17 protein-coding genes, 1 pseudogene and 1 riboswitch are annotated in these 19,231 nt (G+C 72.8%); of the genes and pseudogenes, 11 read left to right on the plus strand and 7 right to left on the minus strand.

Annotation, left to right across the window (positions count from 1 at the left end; translation table 11 throughout):
* The first annotated feature begins 32 nt into the window (after positions 1–32).
* The 8 genes from EAD98_RS01660 to EAD98_RS01695 all read left to right on the plus strand — a co-directional run bounded on the left by EAD98_RS01660 (position 33) and on the right by EAD98_RS01695 (position 6,960).
* On the plus strand, positions 33–704 hold the full coding sequence (locus tag EAD98_RS01660; protein WP_233583678.1) for an RraA family protein: 672 nt from the start codon (positions 33–35) through the stop codon (positions 702–704).
* Positions 705–851: 147 nt separating this feature from the next.
* A complete protein-coding gene (locus tag EAD98_RS01665; protein WP_121652311.1) occupies positions 852–1,982 on the plus strand; it encodes a peptidoglycan-binding protein in 1,131 nt (376 codons plus the stop codon).
* A gap of 139 nt (positions 1,983–2,121) precedes the next feature.
* The gene (locus EAD98_RS01670; protein WP_121652312.1) at positions 2,122–2,535 is read left to right on the plus strand and encodes a VOC family protein; all 414 of its coding nucleotides are present in this window, start codon (positions 2,122–2,124) and stop codon (positions 2,533–2,535) included.
* A gap of 61 nt (positions 2,536–2,596) precedes the next feature.
* Positions 2,597–4,171 (plus strand): FMN-binding glutamate synthase family protein, encoded by a 1,575-nt coding sequence (locus tag EAD98_RS01675; protein ID WP_121652313.1) that lies wholly within the window; start codon positions 2,597–2,599, stop codon positions 4,169–4,171.
* 56 nt (positions 4,172–4,227) lie between these two features.
* The gene (locus tag EAD98_RS01680) at positions 4,228–4,746 is read left to right on the plus strand and encodes a GNAT family N-acetyltransferase (protein ID WP_121652325.1); all 519 of its coding nucleotides are present in this window, start codon (positions 4,228–4,230) and stop codon (positions 4,744–4,746) included.
* Positions 4,743–5,255 carry a GNAT family N-acetyltransferase gene (locus tag EAD98_RS01685; protein ID WP_121652314.1) on the plus strand — a complete coding sequence of 171 codons (513 nt, stop codon included), beginning with the start codon at positions 4,743–4,745 and terminating at the stop codon, positions 5,253–5,255. The genes EAD98_RS01680 and EAD98_RS01685 overlap by 4 nt, the downstream gene beginning before the upstream one ends.
* A gap of 74 nt (positions 5,256–5,329) precedes the next feature.
* Entirely contained in the window at positions 5,330–6,517 is a 1,188-nt protein-coding gene (gene dinB / locus EAD98_RS01690) for a DNA polymerase IV (protein WP_121652326.1), read from the plus strand.
* A 101-nt stretch (positions 6,518–6,618) separates the two neighbouring features.
* The gene (locus EAD98_RS01695; RefSeq protein ID WP_121652315.1) at positions 6,619–6,960 is read left to right on the plus strand and encodes a hypothetical protein; all 342 of its coding nucleotides are present in this window, start codon (positions 6,619–6,621) and stop codon (positions 6,958–6,960) included.
* A 67-nt stretch (positions 6,961–7,027) separates the two neighbouring features.
* Here EAD98_RS01695 and EAD98_RS01700 read toward each other — a convergent pair whose 3' ends face one another.
* Both EAD98_RS01700 and htpG read right to left on the minus strand, forming a co-directional pair.
* Entirely contained in the window at positions 7,028–7,696 is a 669-nt protein-coding gene (locus tag EAD98_RS01700) for a transglycosylase family protein (protein ID WP_121652316.1), read from the minus strand.
* Positions 7,696–7,867, minus strand: a riboswitch (cyclic di-AMP (ydaO/yuaA leader). Its footprint overlaps the gene before it by 1 nt.
* A 256-nt stretch (positions 7,868–8,123) precedes the next feature.
* Entirely contained in the window at positions 8,124–10,040 is a 1,917-nt protein-coding gene (gene htpG, locus EAD98_RS01705) for a molecular chaperone HtpG (protein ID WP_121652317.1), read from the minus strand.
* A 162-nt stretch (positions 10,041–10,202) separates the two neighbouring features.
* Between htpG and EAD98_RS01710 the strand changes: the two genes are divergently transcribed.
* A complete protein-coding gene (locus tag EAD98_RS01710) occupies positions 10,203–10,901 on the plus strand; it encodes an SDR family oxidoreductase (protein WP_121652318.1) in 699 nt (232 codons plus the stop codon).
* Positions 10,902–11,008: 107 nt separating this feature from the next.
* Here the strand turns inward: EAD98_RS01710 and EAD98_RS01715 are convergent, their stop codons facing one another.
* Positions 11,009–11,515 (minus strand): hypothetical protein, encoded by a 507-nt coding sequence (locus EAD98_RS01715; RefSeq protein WP_121652319.1) that lies wholly within the window; start codon positions 11,513–11,515, stop codon positions 11,009–11,011.
* A gap of 133 nt (positions 11,516–11,648) precedes the next feature.
* Complete coding sequence (locus EAD98_RS01720) at positions 11,649–13,406, minus strand: M28 family peptidase (RefSeq protein ID WP_121652320.1); 1,758 nt, start codon at positions 13,404–13,406, stop codon at positions 11,649–11,651.
* Between the two features lie 320 nt (positions 13,407–13,726).
* On the opposite strand from EAD98_RS01720, the gene EAD98_RS01725 reads away from it, so the two are divergent.
* Entirely contained in the window at positions 13,727–16,579 is a 2,853-nt protein-coding gene (locus EAD98_RS01725; protein WP_121652321.1) for an ATP-binding protein, read from the plus strand.
* 51 nt (positions 16,580–16,630) lie between these two features.
* Here EAD98_RS01725 and EAD98_RS01730 read toward each other — a convergent pair whose 3' ends face one another.
* Both EAD98_RS01730 and EAD98_RS01735 read right to left on the minus strand, forming a co-directional pair.
* On the minus strand, positions 16,631–17,389 hold the full coding sequence (locus tag EAD98_RS01730) for a hypothetical protein (RefSeq protein ID WP_121652322.1): 759 nt from the start codon (positions 17,387–17,389) through the stop codon (positions 16,631–16,633).
* Complete coding sequence (locus EAD98_RS01735) at positions 17,386–17,889, minus strand: SigE family RNA polymerase sigma factor (RefSeq protein WP_121652323.1); 504 nt, start codon at positions 17,887–17,889, stop codon at positions 17,386–17,388. The genes EAD98_RS01730 and EAD98_RS01735 overlap by 4 nt, the downstream gene beginning before the upstream one ends.
* A 138-nt stretch (positions 17,890–18,027) precedes the next feature.
* Between EAD98_RS01735 and EAD98_RS01740 the strand changes: the two genes are divergently transcribed.
* A complete protein-coding gene (locus EAD98_RS01740) occupies positions 18,028–18,870 on the plus strand; it encodes a DUF3152 domain-containing protein (RefSeq protein WP_121652324.1) in 843 nt (280 codons plus the stop codon).
* A 22-nt stretch (positions 18,871–18,892) separates the two neighbouring features.
* Here the strand turns inward: EAD98_RS01740 and EAD98_RS30850 are convergent.
* Positions 18,893–19,231 (minus strand): annotated as a pseudogene (locus EAD98_RS30850) (hypothetical protein); the annotation flags it as partial.

Genomic DNA, 19,231 nt, shown 5'->3' on the forward strand with positions numbered 1-19,231 from the left:
GGGAGGGGGCCAGGGTGGACGGGTTTGGTGCGGTGTCGACGGCGCTGGTGGCGGACGCGTGCGTGCGGCTGGGGGTGCCGGTGCGGGCGGCGCCGCCGGGTGTCCGCGCGGTCGTGTCCGGTCAGCGGGTGGCGGGGCGGGCGCTGCCGGTACGCCACTACGGCAGTGTCGACGTGTTCCTGGAGGCGTTCGAGCGGGCCGAGCCGGGCGACGTGCTGGTGATCGACAACGGCGGGCGGTCGGACGAGGCCTGCGTGGGTGATCTCGCGGTGCTGGAGGCGGGTGCGGCCGGGGTGTCCGGTGTGGTGATCTGGGGGCTGCACCGGGACACGGCGGAGCTGATCGAGATCGGGCTGCCGGTGTTCAGCTACGGCGCCTGCCCGCTCGGGCCGTCCCGTCTGGACGCACGGGAGCCGGCGGCGTTGGCCAGTGCGCGGTTCGGCGGGTACGAGGTGGGCCGGGACGATGTGGTGTTCGGCGACGACGACGGGGTGCTGTTCGTGTCCGCCGACCGTGTTGCGGAGGTGCTGGCCACGGCGGCGGACATCCGTCGGGTGGAGCGGGAGCAGGCGGAGCGGATCCGGGCCGGGGAGACGCTGCGGAGGCAGACCGGGTTCGCGGACTACCTGCGGCGGCGCGACGCCGACCCGACGTACACCTTCCGCCGGCACCTGCGCCGGATCGGCGGCGCGATCGAGGAGTGAGCCGCGCGCAAGCGTGCAGGTTCGGACCGCGGTTTCTCGGCGGCGGACCTCTAGCGCGCGGCCGAGACTTGGCAATATCCTCCGGAGAGCGTGCGGCCATTGGAGCTACTTTTCATTCCCCCGCCGCCGGCCGCAGGAGGAGAAACCATGCACGTCGACCATTCCGAAGTGGACCGCCGGACGCTGCTGCGAGCCGGTCTCGGCGCGGCCACGGTCGCCGTGGTCGGGAGCGAACTCGCCTTCCCGGGCGCCGCGCACGCCGCCCCCGGCGCCGACCTGGACTGGATCATCAGCTGTGACGAGTGGGCGGCCCGGCCGCCGAAGGACCCGCTGTCGGTCAGCGCCATCGCGACCAACAAGATCATCGTGCACCACATGGCGTTCCCGAACGTCACCGACTACTCCCGGGAGCAGGCGGTCAAGCTGGCCCACGACTGCCAGGACCTGCACATGGACGGCAACGGCTGGTCCGACACCGGCCAGCACTTCACGGTGAGCCGGGGCGGCTACGTCCTGGAGGGTCGGCGGGGCAGCCTGGAGCGCCTCGAAGCCGGCGACCGGCAGATGATCTCGGCGCACTGCCCGGGCGAGAACGGGCGTGCCATCGGGATCGAGAACGAGGGCACCTACGTCACCGAGACCCCGCCGAAGGCGCTGACCGACTCGCTGGTCAAGCTCTGCGTCGCCGTCTGCCGGCAGTACGGGCTGCACGCGCACGACATCTTCGGCCACTGGGACTTCCGCACCACGCAGTGCCCCGGGGCCGCCTTCTACCGCGAGTTCCCGGCGCTGCGCCGGCGGGTGTTCGCCGCCCTCGGCACCGACCTGGCCGACGTTCCCGCGCGCCGCTGGCCCGACCTGTGGCGCTTCGTCAACTCCCCGTCGGTCCGCGTGGTGCAGCACCTGCTCGCCTTCCGCGGCTACGCCGTGACGGTCAGCGGCACGTTCGACACCGCGACCGTGACCGCCGTGCAGGACTGGCAGGCGCGCAACGGCATCGCGGTCGACGTCGACGCCACGCTGACCCCGCCGACCTGGGAGACCCTGGCGCCCGAGCTGGACCAGCACGCCAGCGGCCCGCCGGTGACCGCGGTGCAGGAAATGCTCTTCACCAAGGGGTACGCCGTCACCGTCACCGGCGCGTACGACCACGCGACCCGGGACGCCGTGAAGGACCTCCAGGCGCTGCACGGGCTGCCCCGCAACGGCAAGCTCAGCACGAGCACGTGGTGCGCGATCGTCGGCGGAACGGTCCGCCAGTCGTTCCGGCACCGCTGAGTCTGCGGAGCACCGGCGGCGGCACGGGCGCGTACCCGTGCCGCCGCCTGCCGGGCAACCAGCGCAAACGCGGGCGCGCCTCACCGGCCACCCTCCACCGGTCTGCCACGATGGGCTGACCAGGACCAAGGAGGGCGTTGTGCAGACACGACTCAACCCGTACCTCAACTTCCCCGGCACCGCGCGCGAGGCGATGGAGTTCTACCACCGCGTGTTCGGCGGCGACCTGACGATGAACACCTTCGGCGAGTTCGGCAGCACGGAGCCGGGCCTGACCGACCAGATCATGCACGCGCGGCTGGAGTCCCCCAACGGGTTCACCCTGATGGCGTCGGACACCGCGCCCGGGATGAACCACGTGCCCGGCACCAACATCGCGATCAGCCTCAGCGGCGACAACGCCGACGAGCTGCGCGGCTACTGGGAGCAGCTCTCCGCGAGCGGGTCGGTGACCATGCCGCTGGAAAAGCAGATGTGGGGCGACGAGTACGGCCAGTGCGTCGACCCGTACGGCATCGACTGGATGGTCAACATCACCCAGCCCCAGGCCTGACCAGCGCACCGTCGCCGGTCAGCCGGTTTGGCCGACGACGCGGGCGGAAAGAGTGCCGGGCATGAGATGGGCCCGTCGAGCCGTACCCGCCGTAGCCGCCGCCGTCGCCGCGCTCGCCGCGCGGGACCTGATCCAGCGTGACCACGCGCTGCTGCGCAACTTCCCGGTGCTCGGGCGCGCCCGATACCTGTTGGAGGCAATCGGGCCGGAGCTCCGGCAGTACATCGTGGCGGGCAACAACGAGGAGCGGCCGTTCACCCGGGACCAGCGCCGCTGGGTGTACGCGTCGGCGAAGCAGCAGAACAACTACTTCGGCTTCGGCACGGACAACGACATCGAGTACACCCCCGGCTATCCGATCATCAAGCACCGCACCTTCGGCCGTGCCGTGCCGCCGTCGACGCCGACCGCCGGGCACGACGTGCGGCTGCCCTGCGCCAAGGTGCTCGGCGCGGCCCGGGGGCGGGCACGCGCGTTCCGGCCGGAGTCGGTGGTCAACATCTCCGGGATGAGCTTCGGCTCGCTCTCCGGCAACGCCATCACCGCGCTGAACAGGGGCGCGGCGCTCGCCGGCTGCCTACAGAACACCGGCGAGGGCGGTCTGTCGCCGTACCATCGCAACGGCGGTGAGCTGGTCTTCCAGCTCGGCACGGCATACTTCGGCTGCCGGGACGAGCACGGCCGGTTCAGCCTGGACCGGCTGAAGGAACTGGTGGCCGGCGCGCCGGTGAGGGCACTGGAGATCAAGCTGAGCCAGGGCGCCAAGCCCAGCCTCGGCGGTCTGCTGCCCGGTGCGAAGGTGTCCGCCGAGATCGCCGCCACCCGGGGCATCCCGGCCGGGCAGGACTGCGTCAGCCCCTCCCGGCACGCCGAGTTCTCCGACTGCGACAGCCTTCTCGACTGGGTGGAGCTGCTGGCCGCCGAGACCGGCCTGCCGGTCGGCATCAAGTCGGCGGTCGGCGACCTGGGCTTCTGGGAGGAACTGGCCACCCTGATGCGGGACACCGGCCGGGGCGTCGACTTCGTGACGATCGACGGCGGCGAGGGCGGCACCGGCGCCGCGCCGCTGATCTTCACCGACTCGGTGTCGCTCCCGTTCCAGCAGGGCTTCTCCCGGGTGTACAAGGTCTTCGCCGAGCACGACCTGCACGAACAGGTGGTCTTCGTCGGCGGCGGCAAGCTCGGCCTGCCGGACAACGCCGTCGTGGCCTTCGCGCTCGGCTGCGACCTGGTCAACGTGGGCCGGGAGGCGATGCTGTCGATCGGCTGCATCCAGGCGCAGAAGTGTCACACCGACACCTGCCCCACCGGAGTGGCGACCCAGAACGCCTGGCTGGCCCGGGGGCTGGACCCGACGCTGAAGTCGGTGCGCGCGGCCAACTACCTGCGGACGTTGCGCCGGGACCTGGTGAAGGTGGCCGAGGCGTGCGGCGTGGAGCACCCCGGCCTGATCGGCACCGACGCGGTGGAGATCCTGGACGGCCGCACCGGCTCCACCGGACTGCACGAGGTGTACGGCTACCGACCGGAGTGGGGTCTGCCCTCACCGGCCGACCGGGCGGAGATCGTCCGGCTGATGGCGCCGGAGGCGCCGCAGGGTGGCAGCGCGACGCCCTCCCCCACCGCCGTCGGCTGACCGGCGCCCGCCGATAACCCGTGGAGCCGGACGCCCGGGCACCGTATCGTGGCGCGGTGCTGATCAGACGCGAGACGCCCGCCGATGTCGACGCCATCCGCGCGGTGCACGCCGCCGCCTTCGGCGCGCCGGACGGCGCCGTACCGATCGAGGCGACGCTGGTCGACGCGCTGCGCGCCGACGAGGGCTGGCTGCCCGCGTACTCCCTGGTGGCGGCCGACCCGGACGGCCAGGTGGTGGGGCACGTGGTGGCCACCCGCGCGCAGGTGGCCGGCCAGCCGGTCGCGCTCGGCGTGGGGCCGCTCGGCGTGCTTCCCGCCTGGCAGCGGCGCGGGGTCGGCTCGGCGCTGATGCACGCGGTGCTGGGCGCGGCCGACGCCCGGGACGAGCCACTGGTGGTGCTGCTCGGCCACCCCGACTACTACCCGCGATTCGGCTTCCGGCCGGCCGTCGAGCTGGGCGTCACCCCGCCGCAGCCCTGGGGCCCGCAGTACTTCCAGGCCCGCCCGTTGAGCGCCTGGCGGGATTCGATCCGGGGCGAGTTCCGGTACGCCGGCCCGTTCGACGAGCTGTGACCCCACCGCGTATCCGCCGGCGGCGCGCCAGCGACCTCGACGGTTGCGTCGCGGCGCTGGCCCTCGTCCACCGGGCCGACCGGTACCCGCTGAACTGGCCCGCCGACCCGCACCGCTGGCTGCGCGAGCCCCGTCCGGCGCGCGCGTGGGTCGCCGTCGACGCCGCCTCGGCGATCGTCGGGCATGTGGCGGTGCACCGGCTGCCCGAACCGGCGGACGGGTCGCCCGCCCGGCCGACCGCCGAGGTGGCTCGCCTGTTCGTGTCGCCGGCCGCGCGCGGGACCGGGCTGGGCGGCGCGCTGCTGACCAGGGTCGGGCGGTGGGCGGCCGAGCGCGGGACGGACCTGGTGCTCGAGGTGGCCGCCAGCGACACCGCGGCCGCCGCCCTCTACGAGCGCGCCGGGTGGCGGTGCACCGGCACCAGCACGGCGCAGTGGACCGCTCCCGACGGTGGCGCGGTGTCGATGCGCCACTACGCCCTGCGCACCGGTGCCGCGGCGGAGCGCTAGCCTCCGGCGACACCGCAAGGTCACGTTCGCCCAGCTCACTGTGGTGATCGCGGACGCCATGCGAACATATGTACGTGTCACCCGGGGCCAGCATCCTGCACGCCGACCTGGACGCCTTCTACGCGTCGGTCGAGCAGCGCGACGACCCGCGCCTGCGGGGGCGGCCGGTCATCGTCGGCGGGGGCGTGGTGCTGGCGGCCAGCTACGAGGCGAAGGCGCGCGGCGTACGCAGCGCCATGGGCGGCCAGCAGGCGCGCCGGCTCTGCCCGGACGCGATCGTCGTACCGCCCCGGATGTCGGCGTACACGGCGGCCAGCCGGGCGGTGTTCGAGATCTTCCGGCAGACCACGCCGCTGGTCGAGGGGCTCTCCATCGACGAGGCGTTCCTGGACGTGGGCGGTCTTCGCCGGCTGGCCGGGCCGCCGGCCGACATCGCCGACCGGTTGCGCCGGGAGATCCGCGAACGGGTCCACCTGCCGATCACCGTGGGCGTGGCCCGGACGAAGTTCCTGGCGAAGGTGGCCAGCGGGGTGGCCAAGCCGGACGGGTTGCTGGTCGTCGCGCCCGACGCCGAGCTGGCGTTCCTGCATCCGCTGCCGGTGGAACGGCTCTGGGGCGTCGGCCCGATCACCGCCGCGAAGCTGCGGGAACGGCGGATCCGTACGGTCGGCGAGGTGGCCCGGCTCGGCGAGGCGGCGCTGGTGTCGCTGCTCGGCGCCGGCGCCGGCCGGCACCTGCACGCCCTGGCGCACAACCGCGACCCCCGGTCGGTGCAGGTCGGTCGCCGGCGCGGCTCGATGGGCGCGCAGCACGCCCTGAGCCGTACGCCGCACGCGCCGGCGGAGCTGGACGCCGTCCTGGCCGGCCTGATCGACCGGGTCACCCGGCGGATGCGGGCGGCCGGGCGTTCCGGACGCACGGTGATGCTGCGGCTGCGCTTCGGCGACTACACCCGGGCCACCCGCTCACACACCATCGGCAAGGCGACCGCGGACACCACGCCGCTCCTAACCGCCGCGCGGGCGCTGCTGCGGGCCGCCCTGCCCGAGATCGATCGGCGGGGCGTCACGCTGATCGGCGTCTCGGTCGGCAACCTGGACGACAACCCGGTCCAGCCGGAGCTGCCGTTCCACCACGATCCGGGCGCCGAGCTGGACGCCGCGGTGGACGCGGTCCGCGACCGGTTCGGGTCGGCGGCGCTCACCCGCGCGGTGCTGCTCGGCCGGGATCCCGGCGTCGAGATGCCGCTGCTGCCGGACTGACCGTGCCGGGTGGCGACGGGGCGGACATCACAGGGGACGGAGGGTTTAGCGACGGCCTGAGCGGTCACGTAGTGACGATCAGCCATCCAGGGGGGACCACCATGTCCGACGACACCAGCAACCGTCCGAGCCGGCGCGAGCAGCGTCCCGGCGACGTGACCGACCCACTGCTCTGGCAGCTCGCGATCGACGTGCTCAGCGCACATGAGCCGGACGAGGACGGCGCCTGCCGCAATCTGCTCTGCGCCGGCCAGCCGTGGCCGTGCGCGGCCCGCCGCTCCGCCGAACAGTCGCTGCGGCTGGCCCGCGGTTCGGCCGACACACCGTCCACGTCGGAGCGGGACGAGGGCACCACCACACCTGCTGACCGGCCCGCCGAGGGCGTTCCGATCGCGCGCCGGGCCTGGTCGTCGCTTCCGGAGGCAGCCGCGTCGGCCGCCTGACGCGCACCCTTCTCGACACGCCGCGGGCGCCCGACCGGAATCCGGTCGGGCGCCCGCGCGTCGTGCGTCAGAGAGCGAGCCGCTGACCCGGGAAGATCAGGCCGGCGTCGGCGCCGATCAGCTGCCGGTTGCGCTCGTACAGGGCCTCCCAGCCGCCGGTCACCTGGTGGGCCTGGGCGATCTCCGACAGGGTGTCGCCCGGCTTGACCAGGTACGTTCCGGCGCCCGTCGACGGCGCGGTGCGCTCGTGGTTGCGGGTTGCCGGCTGCTCGCCGCGCGTCGACCGCTCCCGGGGCTTCGACGTCGAGTCGGACTTCGAGGTGGACTTCGAGTCGGACTTCGTCGAGGACTTCGTGGCGGAGCCGCCCGACGAGCCGCCCTTCCTGCCGCAGGTCGGCCAGGCGCCGATGCCCTGCCCGTCGAGCACCTTCTCGGCGATCGCGATCTGCTCGCCGCGGCTGGCCAGGTCGGCGCGGGCGGCGTACTTCTTGCCGCCGTAGCCGGCCCAGGTGCTCTGCGAGAACTGAAGTCCGCCGTAGTAGCCGTTGCCGGTGTTGATGTGCCAGTTGCCGCTGGACTCGCACTGGGCGATCGCGTCCCAGTTGACCCCGGCCTGGGCCGGGGCGGCCGGGCCGAAGAGGGCGACGGCGCCGGTGACCGCGCCGACGGCGAGGGTGCCGACGGTGACGCGGCGGGTGGTGACCCGTCGATGACGGGCGGTGTGTGCAGATGACATGTGAGCTTCCTCCACGCCGGCGAGGTGAGCTGTCGGGTTCGGGCCGAGGAGCCCGGCCGCGCGGTGGCGGCTTCACCCCGAGGTGACGTGCACCGAGGAACGTTGGGTCCCCCGCTCCTGCCCGGGTGACTGGTTCCGACGACCGGGGGCAGGATTTGGCGTTGCCGGTCGCGGTGTCCGCATTGGCGAACCCGACCGACGTTAGGCACGGTCGGTGAGGGTCGCCCACCCCCTGTGAACTTCTTCACCGAGCCACACGGGGCGGCCCGCGCAGCGGTTGCGGGCGTAGCGCGGCTGTGCAGTGACCACGATGGACCGTTTCCGATCGGCGGAGCCGGGCCACGGGCAGCTCGGCGCGGGCGGCGTGAACGGTCCGGCCGGCGGGGCCCGTCGCACGGGCGGCCCGCCGGCCGGAGGGATCGGTCGGTCAGAGGGTGCGCGCCAGCCGGTCAGCGAGGGCCCGGGTGAACCGGGCCGGGTCGGCCAGCTCGCCACCCTCGGCGAGCACCGCCAGCCCGTACAGCAGCTCGGCCGTCTCGGTCAGAGCCTCGGAGCCCGCGCTCTGCTCGTGGGCCTTGCGCAGCCCGGCAACCAGGGGATGACCGGGATTGATCTCCAGGATCCGCTTCGTCGACGGAACCTCGTGCCCCATCGCCCGGTACATCTTCTCCAGGGTCGGGGTGAGATCGTGCGCGTCGCCGACGACGCAGGCCGGTGACGTGGTCAGCCGCGACGACAGGCGGACCTCGCGGACGCTGTCGGTCAGGGTGGTGCCAAGCCAGTCGAGCAGCGGGGCGAACTCCTGTCGCTGCTGCTCGCGCTCGGCCTCGGCCTGCTGCTTCTCCTCGTCGGTGTCCAGATCGACCTCGCCCTTGGCGATCGAGCGCAGCGGGCGGCCGTCGTACTGGCCGACCCGCTCGACCCACACTTCGTCGACCGGGTCGGTGAGCAGCAGCACCTCGTGGCCCTTGGCCCGGAACGCCTCCAGGTGCGGGGAGTTCTCGATGGTGGCCCGGGAGTCGCCGGTGGCGTACCAGATGTCGCTCTGACCGTCCTTCATCCGTGCCACGTAGCCGGCCAGGTCGGTGGGCTCGGCCGGGTCGTGGGTGGAGGGCACCGACAGGATCTCCAGCAGGATGTCGCGGTTGTCGGCGTCGTCGATCAACCCCTCCTTGACCACCGCGCCGAACTCGGTCCAGAAGGTGCGGTAGCGCTCGGGGTGGTTGGCCTTGAGGTCCCGGACCGTGGCGAGGACCTTCTTCACCAGGCGGCGGCGGACGATCTGGATCTGCCGGTCCTGCTGGAGGATCTCCCGGGAGATGTTCAGCGACAGGTCGTGCGCGTCGACCACACCCTTGACGAAGCGCAGGTAGGTGGGGACCAGCGCCTCGCAGTCGTCCATGATGAACACGCGCTTGACGTAGAGCTGGACGCCACGGCGGCCCTGCGGGGCGAACATGTCCAGCGGGGCGTGGCTGGGCAGGAACAGCAGCGCCTCGTACTCGAAGGTGCCCTCGCCCTTCATGTGCACGACCTCGAGCGGGTCGGCCCAGTCGTGGCTGACGTGCTTGTAGAACTCGTTGTACTCGGCGGCGTCGACCTCGTCGCGGGGCCGCGCCCAGAGCGCCTTCATCGAGTTGAGCGTCTGCACCTCGCTGGTGGCGTCCGCGCCGTCGGCGCCCGGGCGCTCGACGCGCATCCGGATCGGCCAGGCGATGAAGTCGGAGTACCGCTTGACGATCTCGCGGACGGTCCACTCGGCGGTGTAGTCGTGCAGGTTGTCCTCGGTGTCGGCCGGCTTCAGGTGCAGGGTCACCGTGGTGCCCTGCGGCGCCTCGTCGACGGTCTCGATCGAGTACGTGCCCTCGCCGGTGGACTCCCAGCGGGTGCCGCCGGTCTCGCCGGCCTTTCGGGTCAGCAGGGTGACCCGGTCGGCGACCATGAACGCGGCGTAGAAGCCGACACCGAACTGGCCGATCAGCTCCTGCGAGGCACGCGCGTCGGCGGACTCGCGCAGCTTGCTCAGCAGCTCGGCGGTGCCCGACTTGGCGATGGTGCCGATCAGCCGGATCACCTCGTCGCGGGTCATGCCGATGCCGTTGTCCCGCACGGTCAGGGTGCGGGCGTCCCGGTCGACCTCGATGGCGACGTGCAGGTCGTCGGTGTCGGCGACGAGGTCCTTGTCGACCAGTGTCGCCAGCCGCAGCTTGTCCAGCGCGTCGGACGCGTTAGAGATGAGTTCCCGCAGGAAGACGTCCTTGTTCGAATAGATCGAGTGGACGACCAACTGGAGGAGCTGACGCGCCTCAGCCTGGAATTCCAACGTCTCGGCCTGATTGCTCACACCGTCTCCCTTCTCGGCTCGTGCGGAGGTTCGCGGAAAGGATACGAGCCGTCACCGGCCGGGCCGTGCCCGCGTCCGGGTCGTATTCCCGATCCGGGCGCGCCGCCCTCGTGACATAGCTGACTTTGATGGACAGAAGTCAGCTCGGATAGTGTTCCGGCCATGAAGATCGCTGGAAGCACCGCCCTCGTCACCGGCGCCAACCGCGGCTTCGGCCGGCACCTGGCCGCCGAACTCCTCGCCCGCGGCGCCACCGTCTACGCCGGCGCCCGCAACCCGGACACCGTCGACCTGCCCGGCGTGACGCCGGTGCGGCTGGACATCACCGACCCCGCCTCGGTGGCCGCCGCCGCCGAGCTGGTCGGAGACGTGAACCTGCTGATCAACAACGCGGGCATCGACTCCCGAACCGACCTGCTGGACGGCGATCTGGACCTCATCCGGCTCGAGATCGAGACCCACTACATCGGCAACCTGTCGATGATCCGGGCGTTCTCGCCGGTCATCGCCGGCAACGGCGGCGGGACCATCCTCAACGTGCTCTCCGTGCTGTCCTGGGTGAACCTTCCGCACCACGGTCCCTACGGCGCCGCCAAGTCGGCCGAGTGGGCCATGACCAACGCGCTGCGCATCCAGCTCGCCGAGCGGGGTGTCCGGGTCGCCGGCCTGCACGTCGGCTACATGGACACCGACATGGCCGCCGCGGTCGCCGGACCGAAGTCCGACCCGGCGGTGATCGCCCGGCTCGGCGTGGACGGCATCGAGGCCGACGCGTACGAGATCGTGACCGACGACATCAGCCGGCGGGTCCAGGCGGGCCTCTCCGGCGGGGTGGCCGCGCTCTACCCGCAGCTTCCCTGAGCCGCGACACCACGACCGTGATCGGGCCGCCGCCGGCATCCCCGGCGGCGGCCCGTCCTCGGGTACGCGGTCAGCTCCGTCCGCGCACCCGCCTCGGCGTGCGGCGGTCAGCAGCCGCCGCAGCTGTAGAAGAGGATGTCCCAGTGACTGCCCTCCTTGGTGTAGAGGTTGCCCGAGGCGGCCCGGTACTGGTAGCCGAAGCCGGCGATGTAGCCGACGTAGGTGTAGTTCGCGGAGATGTAGTTCTGGATGCAGGTGCTCAGCGCGATGTCGAGCTTGTAGCCGTTCCAGTGGCTGTACGTGCCGCCGGCATGGCCGACCTCGGTGCCGGCGGTGATGGTGACCGCGCAGCCGCTGGCCCGCTTGAACGTGATGATTCCGCTGATCGTCGCCTGCCGGACCCCGGTGAACGAGGTGCAGGTGGGCACGTTGCGGTCGCTGCAGTTGCCGCTGGAGGTCCACGAGATGTTGGCGGCGCGCAGCTGGGAGGTGGCGCTGGAGTGGCTGATGGCGAAGGCCGGGGCGGCGAGACCGAGCGCGGCGCCGACCGCGGCGAGGGTGGCCACCAGCAGTGTGAGCACGCGGCGGCGCAGGGTGGATCGGGTGGCGGACATGGCACTCCCGTTCGCAGCAGGGGTGGGATTTTTGCGAATCAGGGGCCGGCCTTGAAGGATTTCTACCAGAGATAGACAGGCGTGACTAGGTGTCGGGTGGAGACGGTCGCCCGGCTCCACCCGACGACCTCCGTCAGCTCGCCTGCAGCGTCACGTCGTCGATCACGAAGCTGGTCTGCAACGAGGCGTCCTCCGTGCCGGTGAACCGCAGCGTCACCGTCTGGCCGGCGTACGAGGCCATGTTGAAGGTGCGCTGGACGTAGCCGGCGGCGGCGTTGAGGTTCGAGTACGTCGCCAGCGTGGTCGAACCCACCTGCACGGTGAGCCGGTCGTACACCCGGGAAGTGGTCGTCTCGGCCGTGTCGATGTGCAGCCAGAACGACAGCGTGTAGCTGGCACAGCCGGCCGGCAGGGTCACCGACTGGGACAGGTTCTCGGTGCGGGTGCTGCCGTACCCGTTGAGCCACGCCTTGTACGACCCGGTCCGGGCCGGCTGACCGCTGGCGTTGGTGATCACGCCGGAGGACGCCGTCCACGGCGTGCTGCCGCTCTCGAAGCCACCGTTGCCGACCACCTGGCCGCCGGCGCAGCCGCCGGTGCCGGTCACCGTGAGCGTGAGGCTGGCGCTGCGAGTCACCGAGCCGCTGCCGGTCACCGTGATGGTGAAGGTGCCGGTCGCCGCACTGGCCGACGCGGCCATGGTCATCGTCGCCGAGCCGCCCGAGGTCACCGAGGACGGGCTGAACGAGACACTCACCCCACTGGGCGCACCGGAGGCGGACAGGCTGACCGACTGCGCCGAGCCGGCGGTGGTGGCGGTGACGACCGTCGCGGTGGTGCTGGCGCCCCGCGCGACGGTACGCGTGGTGGGGTTGACCGCGACGGAGAAGTCGTTCGTCGGGGTGCCGCCGCCCACGGCGAGCTGCCACAGCGCGTACGCGATGCCGTCCGCGGCCCGGTTCAGCACGGTGGCGCTGACGTTGGCGGTGGTGTCGCAGGCCCGGTGGTAGCAGGGGTCGTACGCGGAGTTGGCGGTGCCGCCCCACTTGGCGGCCTGGGCGCTGGTCTTGCGGGCGCTGGCGCCCGCGGCGTAGCCCGAGGTGGGGATGCCGGCCTGCTGGAAGTAGTAGTCGTCGGAGCGGCCCTGGCCCTCGACGTTCTCCTCCGGTTGCAGGCCCAACGAGTCCCAGTACGCCTTCAGCGGCGCGGCCGTGGTCGAGGTGACCCGGTTGATGAAGTAGCCACCGTTGATCGAGCCGACCATGTCGAAGTTGTAGTAACCCTTGATGTAGCCGCGCTGGGTGGCGTTGAGCGAGTTGACGTAGAAACGGGAGCCGTTGAGCCCCTGCTCCTCGTCGGTCCACCAGGCGAACCGGACCCGCTTGGTCATGGTCGGGCTCTGCGCGGCCAGGACCAGCGCGTTCTCCAGCAGGCTCGCCGAGCCGGTGGCGTTGTCGTTGATGCCCGGCCCGGCCGAGACTCCGTCGAGGTGGGCGCCGAACATGACCACCTGGTCGGCCGGGCCGCCGGGCCACTCCGCGATCAGGTTGTTCGAGGGGTACGTGCAGCTGGAGCAGTACTGCTCGCTGACCGTGTAGCCGGCTGCCTGGAGCCTGGTCTTGACGTAGGAGAGCGAGGCGGTGTAGCCGGCCGAGCCGGCCCGTCGGTTGCCGCCGTTGCTGCTGGCGATGGAGTTGAACTGGGTCAGGTGCGCCTGGACGTTGCTGACGGAGATGTCCGGCGCCGCCAGGACGGCGGCGGATCCGGCGATCGGCCGGGCCACTGCCGTCGCGGCGGTGGGTGACGCGGTCACCGGCTGGGCGGCCAGCGTCACCGTCATCCCGGTGAACACGGCGAGCGCGATGCCCGCGCTCAGCGTTCTGCCTCTCATGGGGGCTCCTCGGGGGTTGGAGAGATAACCGAGACAATTACAGATATCAATGTCTTCGGCATCGGTCGTTCGTCCGGAACCCCCACCGGTTCGGTGGCGGCCGCCGCTCTCCCAGCGGGCCGCTGGAACCGACACGGCGGGGGCGGAACGTCCCGTTTCGCCACCGCCGCTCCGTACGCTGAGCGCACGCCGACGCCGGCGGCCGGCTCGGACGGATGCCGGCGTCGGCACAGGTGAGTGAAGGTGCCAGGATGGGTAGGTAACGCCAGCAGGGGTCATCGGGCCCGGAACGGGGGGCTTGCGATGGGGCCGGGTCGAGCGTGAGACGACCCAGCACGGACCTGTTCACCGGCGGCGGTGACACCGGCCGGTTGATGGCGGAGCTGGACTGGACCGCCACCCCGCTCGGCCCGGTGACCGGCTGGCCGCAGAGCCTGCGCGCCGCGGTCCGAATGGTGCTCTCCTCCCGATACCCCATGCTGCTGCTCTGGGGCGACCGCCTGTCCCAGCTCTACAACGACGCGTACTCCGCGCTGATCGGCGACAAGCACCCGGCCGCGCTCGGCGACGACGTGCGGGTGACCCTCGCCGAGGGCTGGGACGTGCTCGCCCCGCTGATCCAGCAGGCCATGGCGACCGGGGTGGCCAGCTGGGTGCCCGCCCTGCAACTGCTCCTGGAGCGTGCCGGCTACCGCGAGGAGGCGTACTTCAGCGTCTCGCACGCACCGGCCCGGGACGACGAGGGCCGCACCGTCGGCGTGCTGACCGTGTGCAGCGAGGTCACCGAGCAGGTGGTCGGCGAACGGCGGCTGCGACTGCTGCGCGACCTTGCCGTAGGCGGCGACGGGCGCACCGTCGACGTGGACGCCACCTGCGCCCGGCTCGTCGACGCCATCGGCGCCCACCCGCTGGACGTGCCGTTCGCCGCCATCTACCTGCGCGACGGCACCGTGCTGCGCCGGGTCGCCTGGGCCGGCGGCGACCCGGATGACGCCACCGTGGCGGGGGCGCTGCCGGAGTCCGCCGCCCTGACCGACCCGGGCACGACGGCCCGCGCCTGGGGTCTGCCGGCCGCCGCCGAGGGCCGACCGACCGAGGTGACCGGCGTCGCAGATCGGCTGCCACTGCCGGCCGGCCCGTGGAAGGATCCGGTACGCACCGCGCTGGCACTGCCGCTGCCCTCGGCCACCGAGGCCCAGCCGCTCGGCGTCCTGCTGGTCGGGCTCAGCCCGAGCCGGGGGCTGGACGAGGCGTACCGCTCCTTCTACCAACTGCTGGCGCAGCAGGTCTCGGTGGCACTGCGCAACGCGCAGGCGTACGAGGAGGAGCGGCGCCGGGCCGAGGCGCTGGCCGAACTGGACCGGGTGAAGACCAGCTTCTTCACCAACGTCAGCCACGAGTTCCGTACCCCCCTCACCCTCATGCTCGGTCCGCTGTCGGACGCGCTCACCGATGCCGCCGCGCCACTGGCACCGGTGCAACGCGAGCGGGTGGAGACCGCCTGGCGCAACGCCACCCGCCTGTTGACCCTGGTCAACAGCCTGCTCACCTTCTCCAGCCTGGAGGCTGGGCAGGCCCGCAGCGACGCCCGGATGGTCGATCTCGCCACGCTCACGGCGGAGCTGGCCGGCGTCTTCCGGGCCGCCGTCGAACGGGCCGGGCTGACCCTGGAGGTCGACTGCCCGCCGCTGCCGCGGCCGGTCACGGTGGACCCGGTCAACTGGGAACGCATCGTCACCAACCTGCTGTCCAACGCCCTGAAGTACACGTTCATCGGCCGGATCCGGGTGGCTCTGGAGACCGACGACGAGGAGGTGCGGCTCACCGTCACGGACACCGGCATCGGCATCGCCGAACAGGAGCTGCCGAAGCTCTTCGAACGCTTCCACCGGGTGCAGGGCGCCCTCTCGCGCAGTCACGAGGGCACCGGCATCGGCCTGGCCCTGGTGCACGAGCTGGCCCGGCTGGAGGGCGGCGAGGTCCGGGTGACCAGCCGGGTCGGCGTCGGCAGCACCTTCACCGTGGCGCTGCCGTGGTCGGCGGCGCGTCGCACGGTGGCGACCGGAGCACCGCCCAACGGGCGGGGAGACGCGACCCGGGCCGCCGTCCAGGAGGCGGTGACCTGGCTGGCCGACCCGGGCGCCGGCGTCGCGGAGCCCGACCCGGCGTCCAGCTTTCCCGCCGACGAGCTGACCGGGGCACGGATCCTGGTGGCCGACGACAACAGCGACATGCGGGCGTACCTGACCCGGCTGCTCACCGGGCAGGGCTGGCGGGTGCAGGCCGTCACCGACGGGCGGCAGGCCCTCGACGCGGTCCACCGTGACCCGCCGGACCTGGTCCTGACCGACGTGATGATGCCGGTGCTCGACGGCTTCGAGCTGGTCCGCCGGCTGCGCGCGGACCCGGCGACCCGGGCGTTGCCGGTGCTGGTGCTCTCCGCCCGCGCCGGCGGGGAGGCCAGCGTGGCGGGCCTGAGCCTGGGCGCCGACGACTACGTGGTGAAGCCGTTCGCCGCGGCCGAGCTGATCGCCCGGATCAGGGCCGTGATCCGCCGGTCCCGCGCCGGCGGGGCCCCCCGGTCCGACGCGGCGCCGGCCCGGGACGACGGCGTTACACCGCAGGTCGACGCCACCTCGGCGGCGGCGCAACCGGTCACCGCCGTCGCGCCCGCGACGGCCGTGCAGCCGGCCTCGTCCGCTCCGGCCGCGACCCCGCCGGGCCACCCGGCCGACACTCCCGCCCCGGACGCCGTTGCCGCAGCCGTCGACGACACGTTCGCGATCGGCACGGCCGGCGATGTCCTCGACGTCGGCTGGACGTACCCCTCCGCGCCCACGTCGGCGGCGGCGATGCGCCGCGACGTCCGGATGGCGCTGGACGGCCTGGAGGTCGACCCGGACGTGCAGGAGGACCTGCTGCTGGCCGTGTCCGAGGCGATGAACAACGCCGTCGAGCACGCCCAGCGGCCCAGCCGTCCGGAGGTGCGCGTGCGGCTCCAGGCGGGCGGCGGCCTGGTCCGGATCTCGGTACGCGACTTCGGCACCTGGCGGGACCGCCGTCCGGCGATGGACCGCGGGCGGGGCGCGCTGCTGATGAACGCCTACGGCGACGTGCGGCTGGTCTCCACCGACGAGGGCACGACGGTGACCATCGACGGTCGGCTGGTCTGAGCGGCCGGCCCTCGACGCGAAGAGCGCGTCACAGACGCGAGGACCAGCCCGTCACAGCCGACGGTCGCTGCCGTCGCGGGCGACGATGCCGTCCAGTTTGTCCCCCGGTGCCAGCTTGGCCGGGTCGAACCAGAAGATCACCACCTGCTTGTCGGCGCTCCACCGCGCCAGCCGGGCACCGACCTGCCGGCCGTCCACCGTGCCGATGATCTGCTGCGCCGGGCCGACGAAGTAGCCGAACGTGGGCACCGGCGCCCCTGATCCCCCGCTGTCGTAGCCGATCTGGTGGAAACCGGGGCTGCGGTCGGCCCCCTCGACGTCGTTGACCAGCAGGTCCGTCGTCACCGTGCCGTCCGGGGCGCGGCGGCCGGCGGCCAGGCCGATCGTCACCCGGGGCTCGCCGGGTACCGACACCTGGACGACGTAGAACACCCGCTGCTCGCTCCCGTGCCGGATCCCGCTGTCGACGACCTGGCCCACCGGCGAGGGCGACGGCTCCCCGCGGCCCGGCGTGGTCGTCGGCGTTGGTCCGAGCGGGTGCGACGCCGTCGGGGGAACGGCGGCCGGCGGGGGTGCGACGGCGACCTGCGTCGGACGTTCGACGGTGCGCGGGTCGTCCGGCAGCGCGCCGACCACCACCGCGACGATGGCGGCGACCAGCCCGGTCGCCAGGGTCGCCGCCCCGGCGCCGGCGACCCTGCGGCGGGTTCGCAGCCGCCGCCCGTCGCGCATGACGGCCGCCAGGTCGACGGTGGCCCCGGGACGTTCGGTCACCCGCATGGCGTGGCGGAGCCGGTCGAGGTCGCTCATCGGCACGCCTCCTCGGTGTCGACGGCACGCTCTCCGGTGCTGCGCAGCTTCTCCAGGGCCCGTGAGCTGGTGCTCTTGACCGTGCCCACCGAGACGTCGAGTTCCCGGGCCACCTGCGCCTCCGGCAGGTCGAAGTAGTAGCGCAGCACGACGATGGCCCGCTCACGAGGGCTGAGCACGCCGAGGATCGCGGTCAACCAGCGCCGGGTGGCCACCTCGTCGGCCACGTCGTCGCGCCGTTGCTCCGGGACCTCCTCGGTCGGATACTCCCGGATCGGGCGCCGCCATCCGTCCACCAGGTGGTTGACCAGGATGCGGCGGGCGTAGCCGTACGCGTCGTCGTCGCGGATCCGGGACCAGGACGCGTAGGTGCGGGCCAGGGCGGTCTGCGCGGCGTCCTCGGCCCGGTGATGGTCGCCGGTCATCAGGAACGCGGCGTGCACCAGCCGCGCGGACGCCGCCCGCGCGAACTCGACGAACTCCGCGTCACCCCGCGCCACGCCGAACCCTCCCCCATGCCACACGGTTACGGACGGGTGAGGACCACGAAAAGTTGAGCGCTTTCGAGATCAACTTTTCGGAAGGGTCACCCGTCTCCTTCCCTGCGGCGCCGCGGTCCGGCGCGCGAGGGGAGAGACATGTCGACGAAGGCTACCCGTCGAGGATCGGGCGCCTCTGCGGCGTTGCTGCTGGTGGTGGCGCTGCTCACCGGCTGTGGCCTGCGGGCGGCCGGGCAGCGGGCCACCGATCCGGTCACGACCGGGCCGGCACACACCGGACAACCCGCGGCGGGGCAGGCCGGGACCGGTCGGCCGGCGGGAGCCGCCGGGAACGCCGGTGTCGCGCCCGCACCAACCGTCGCCATCAGCTATCCCGCGACCGGCGGCAACCGCTGGTCGGTGGCCCCCGCCGAGACGGCGTCCGGGCGCGGCACCCGCGGACAGTTGCTGCGGTACCGCGTCGCCGTGGAGCGCGACATCCGCGGACTGCCGGTGGCGGACGTCGCCGCGGCGGTCTCGGCGACACTCAACGATCCGCGCGGGTGGACGGCCGGCGGCGGCTGGCGGCTCCGCAGGGTGGGCGCCGGCGCGCCCGCCGACTTCACCATCTACCTGGCGACCCCCGGCACCCGTGACGAACTGTGCCAGGACGTGCCGGACGGCTACACCTCGTGCCGCAACGGCCAGCGGGTGGTGCTCAACGTGGCGCGCTGGGTCAAGGCCGTGCCGGGCTACGGCGCCGACCTGTCCACGTACCGGGAGTACATGGTGAACCACGAGGTCGGGCACCGGCTCGGCCTGGGTCACGAGCGGTGCCCGGGACGGGGCCGACCAGCGCCGGTCATGCAGCAGCAGACGCTGGGCCTGCACGGCTGCACGGCCAACGCGTGGCCGTACCCGGACGGGGATCGCTACCGCGGGCCGGTCGGGGCGTACCACGACGAGATCCCGCCGCGCGAGGGCGCTCGGCCGGCTCGTTGAGCCGGCGGCCGGACACCGCGCGTCAGGATCGGTGGCGGCGTTCCTGTTCGAGCCGCTCGTCCAGCCGGCCCAACTCGTAGATGGCGTTGAGGTTGGTCGGCAGTCGGCTGACGTTGTCCGGCACCGGACCGGGATCCGGCGCCGGGGTCGGTGCGGGCGCCGGCGCGGGGGCACCGGCGGAGGCGGCTGGGCCGACCGCCCGGCGGCGGCGCAGGAGCAGCAGCGCCAGCACCACGAGAACACCGGCCATCACCAGCTGGAGCGCGGTCAGCAGCGGCCAACCGCTCCGCTCGGGGGCGGCGAGCGTCGGCGGGGCGGCCGGTTCGCCACCGTTCGGCAGCGGCACCGCCGCTTCCCGGGT

It is taken from the genome of Micromonospora sp. CV4 (genome assembly GCF_003667455.1).
Taxonomy (GTDB): domain Bacteria; phylum Actinomycetota; class Actinomycetes; order Mycobacteriales; family Micromonosporaceae; genus Micromonospora.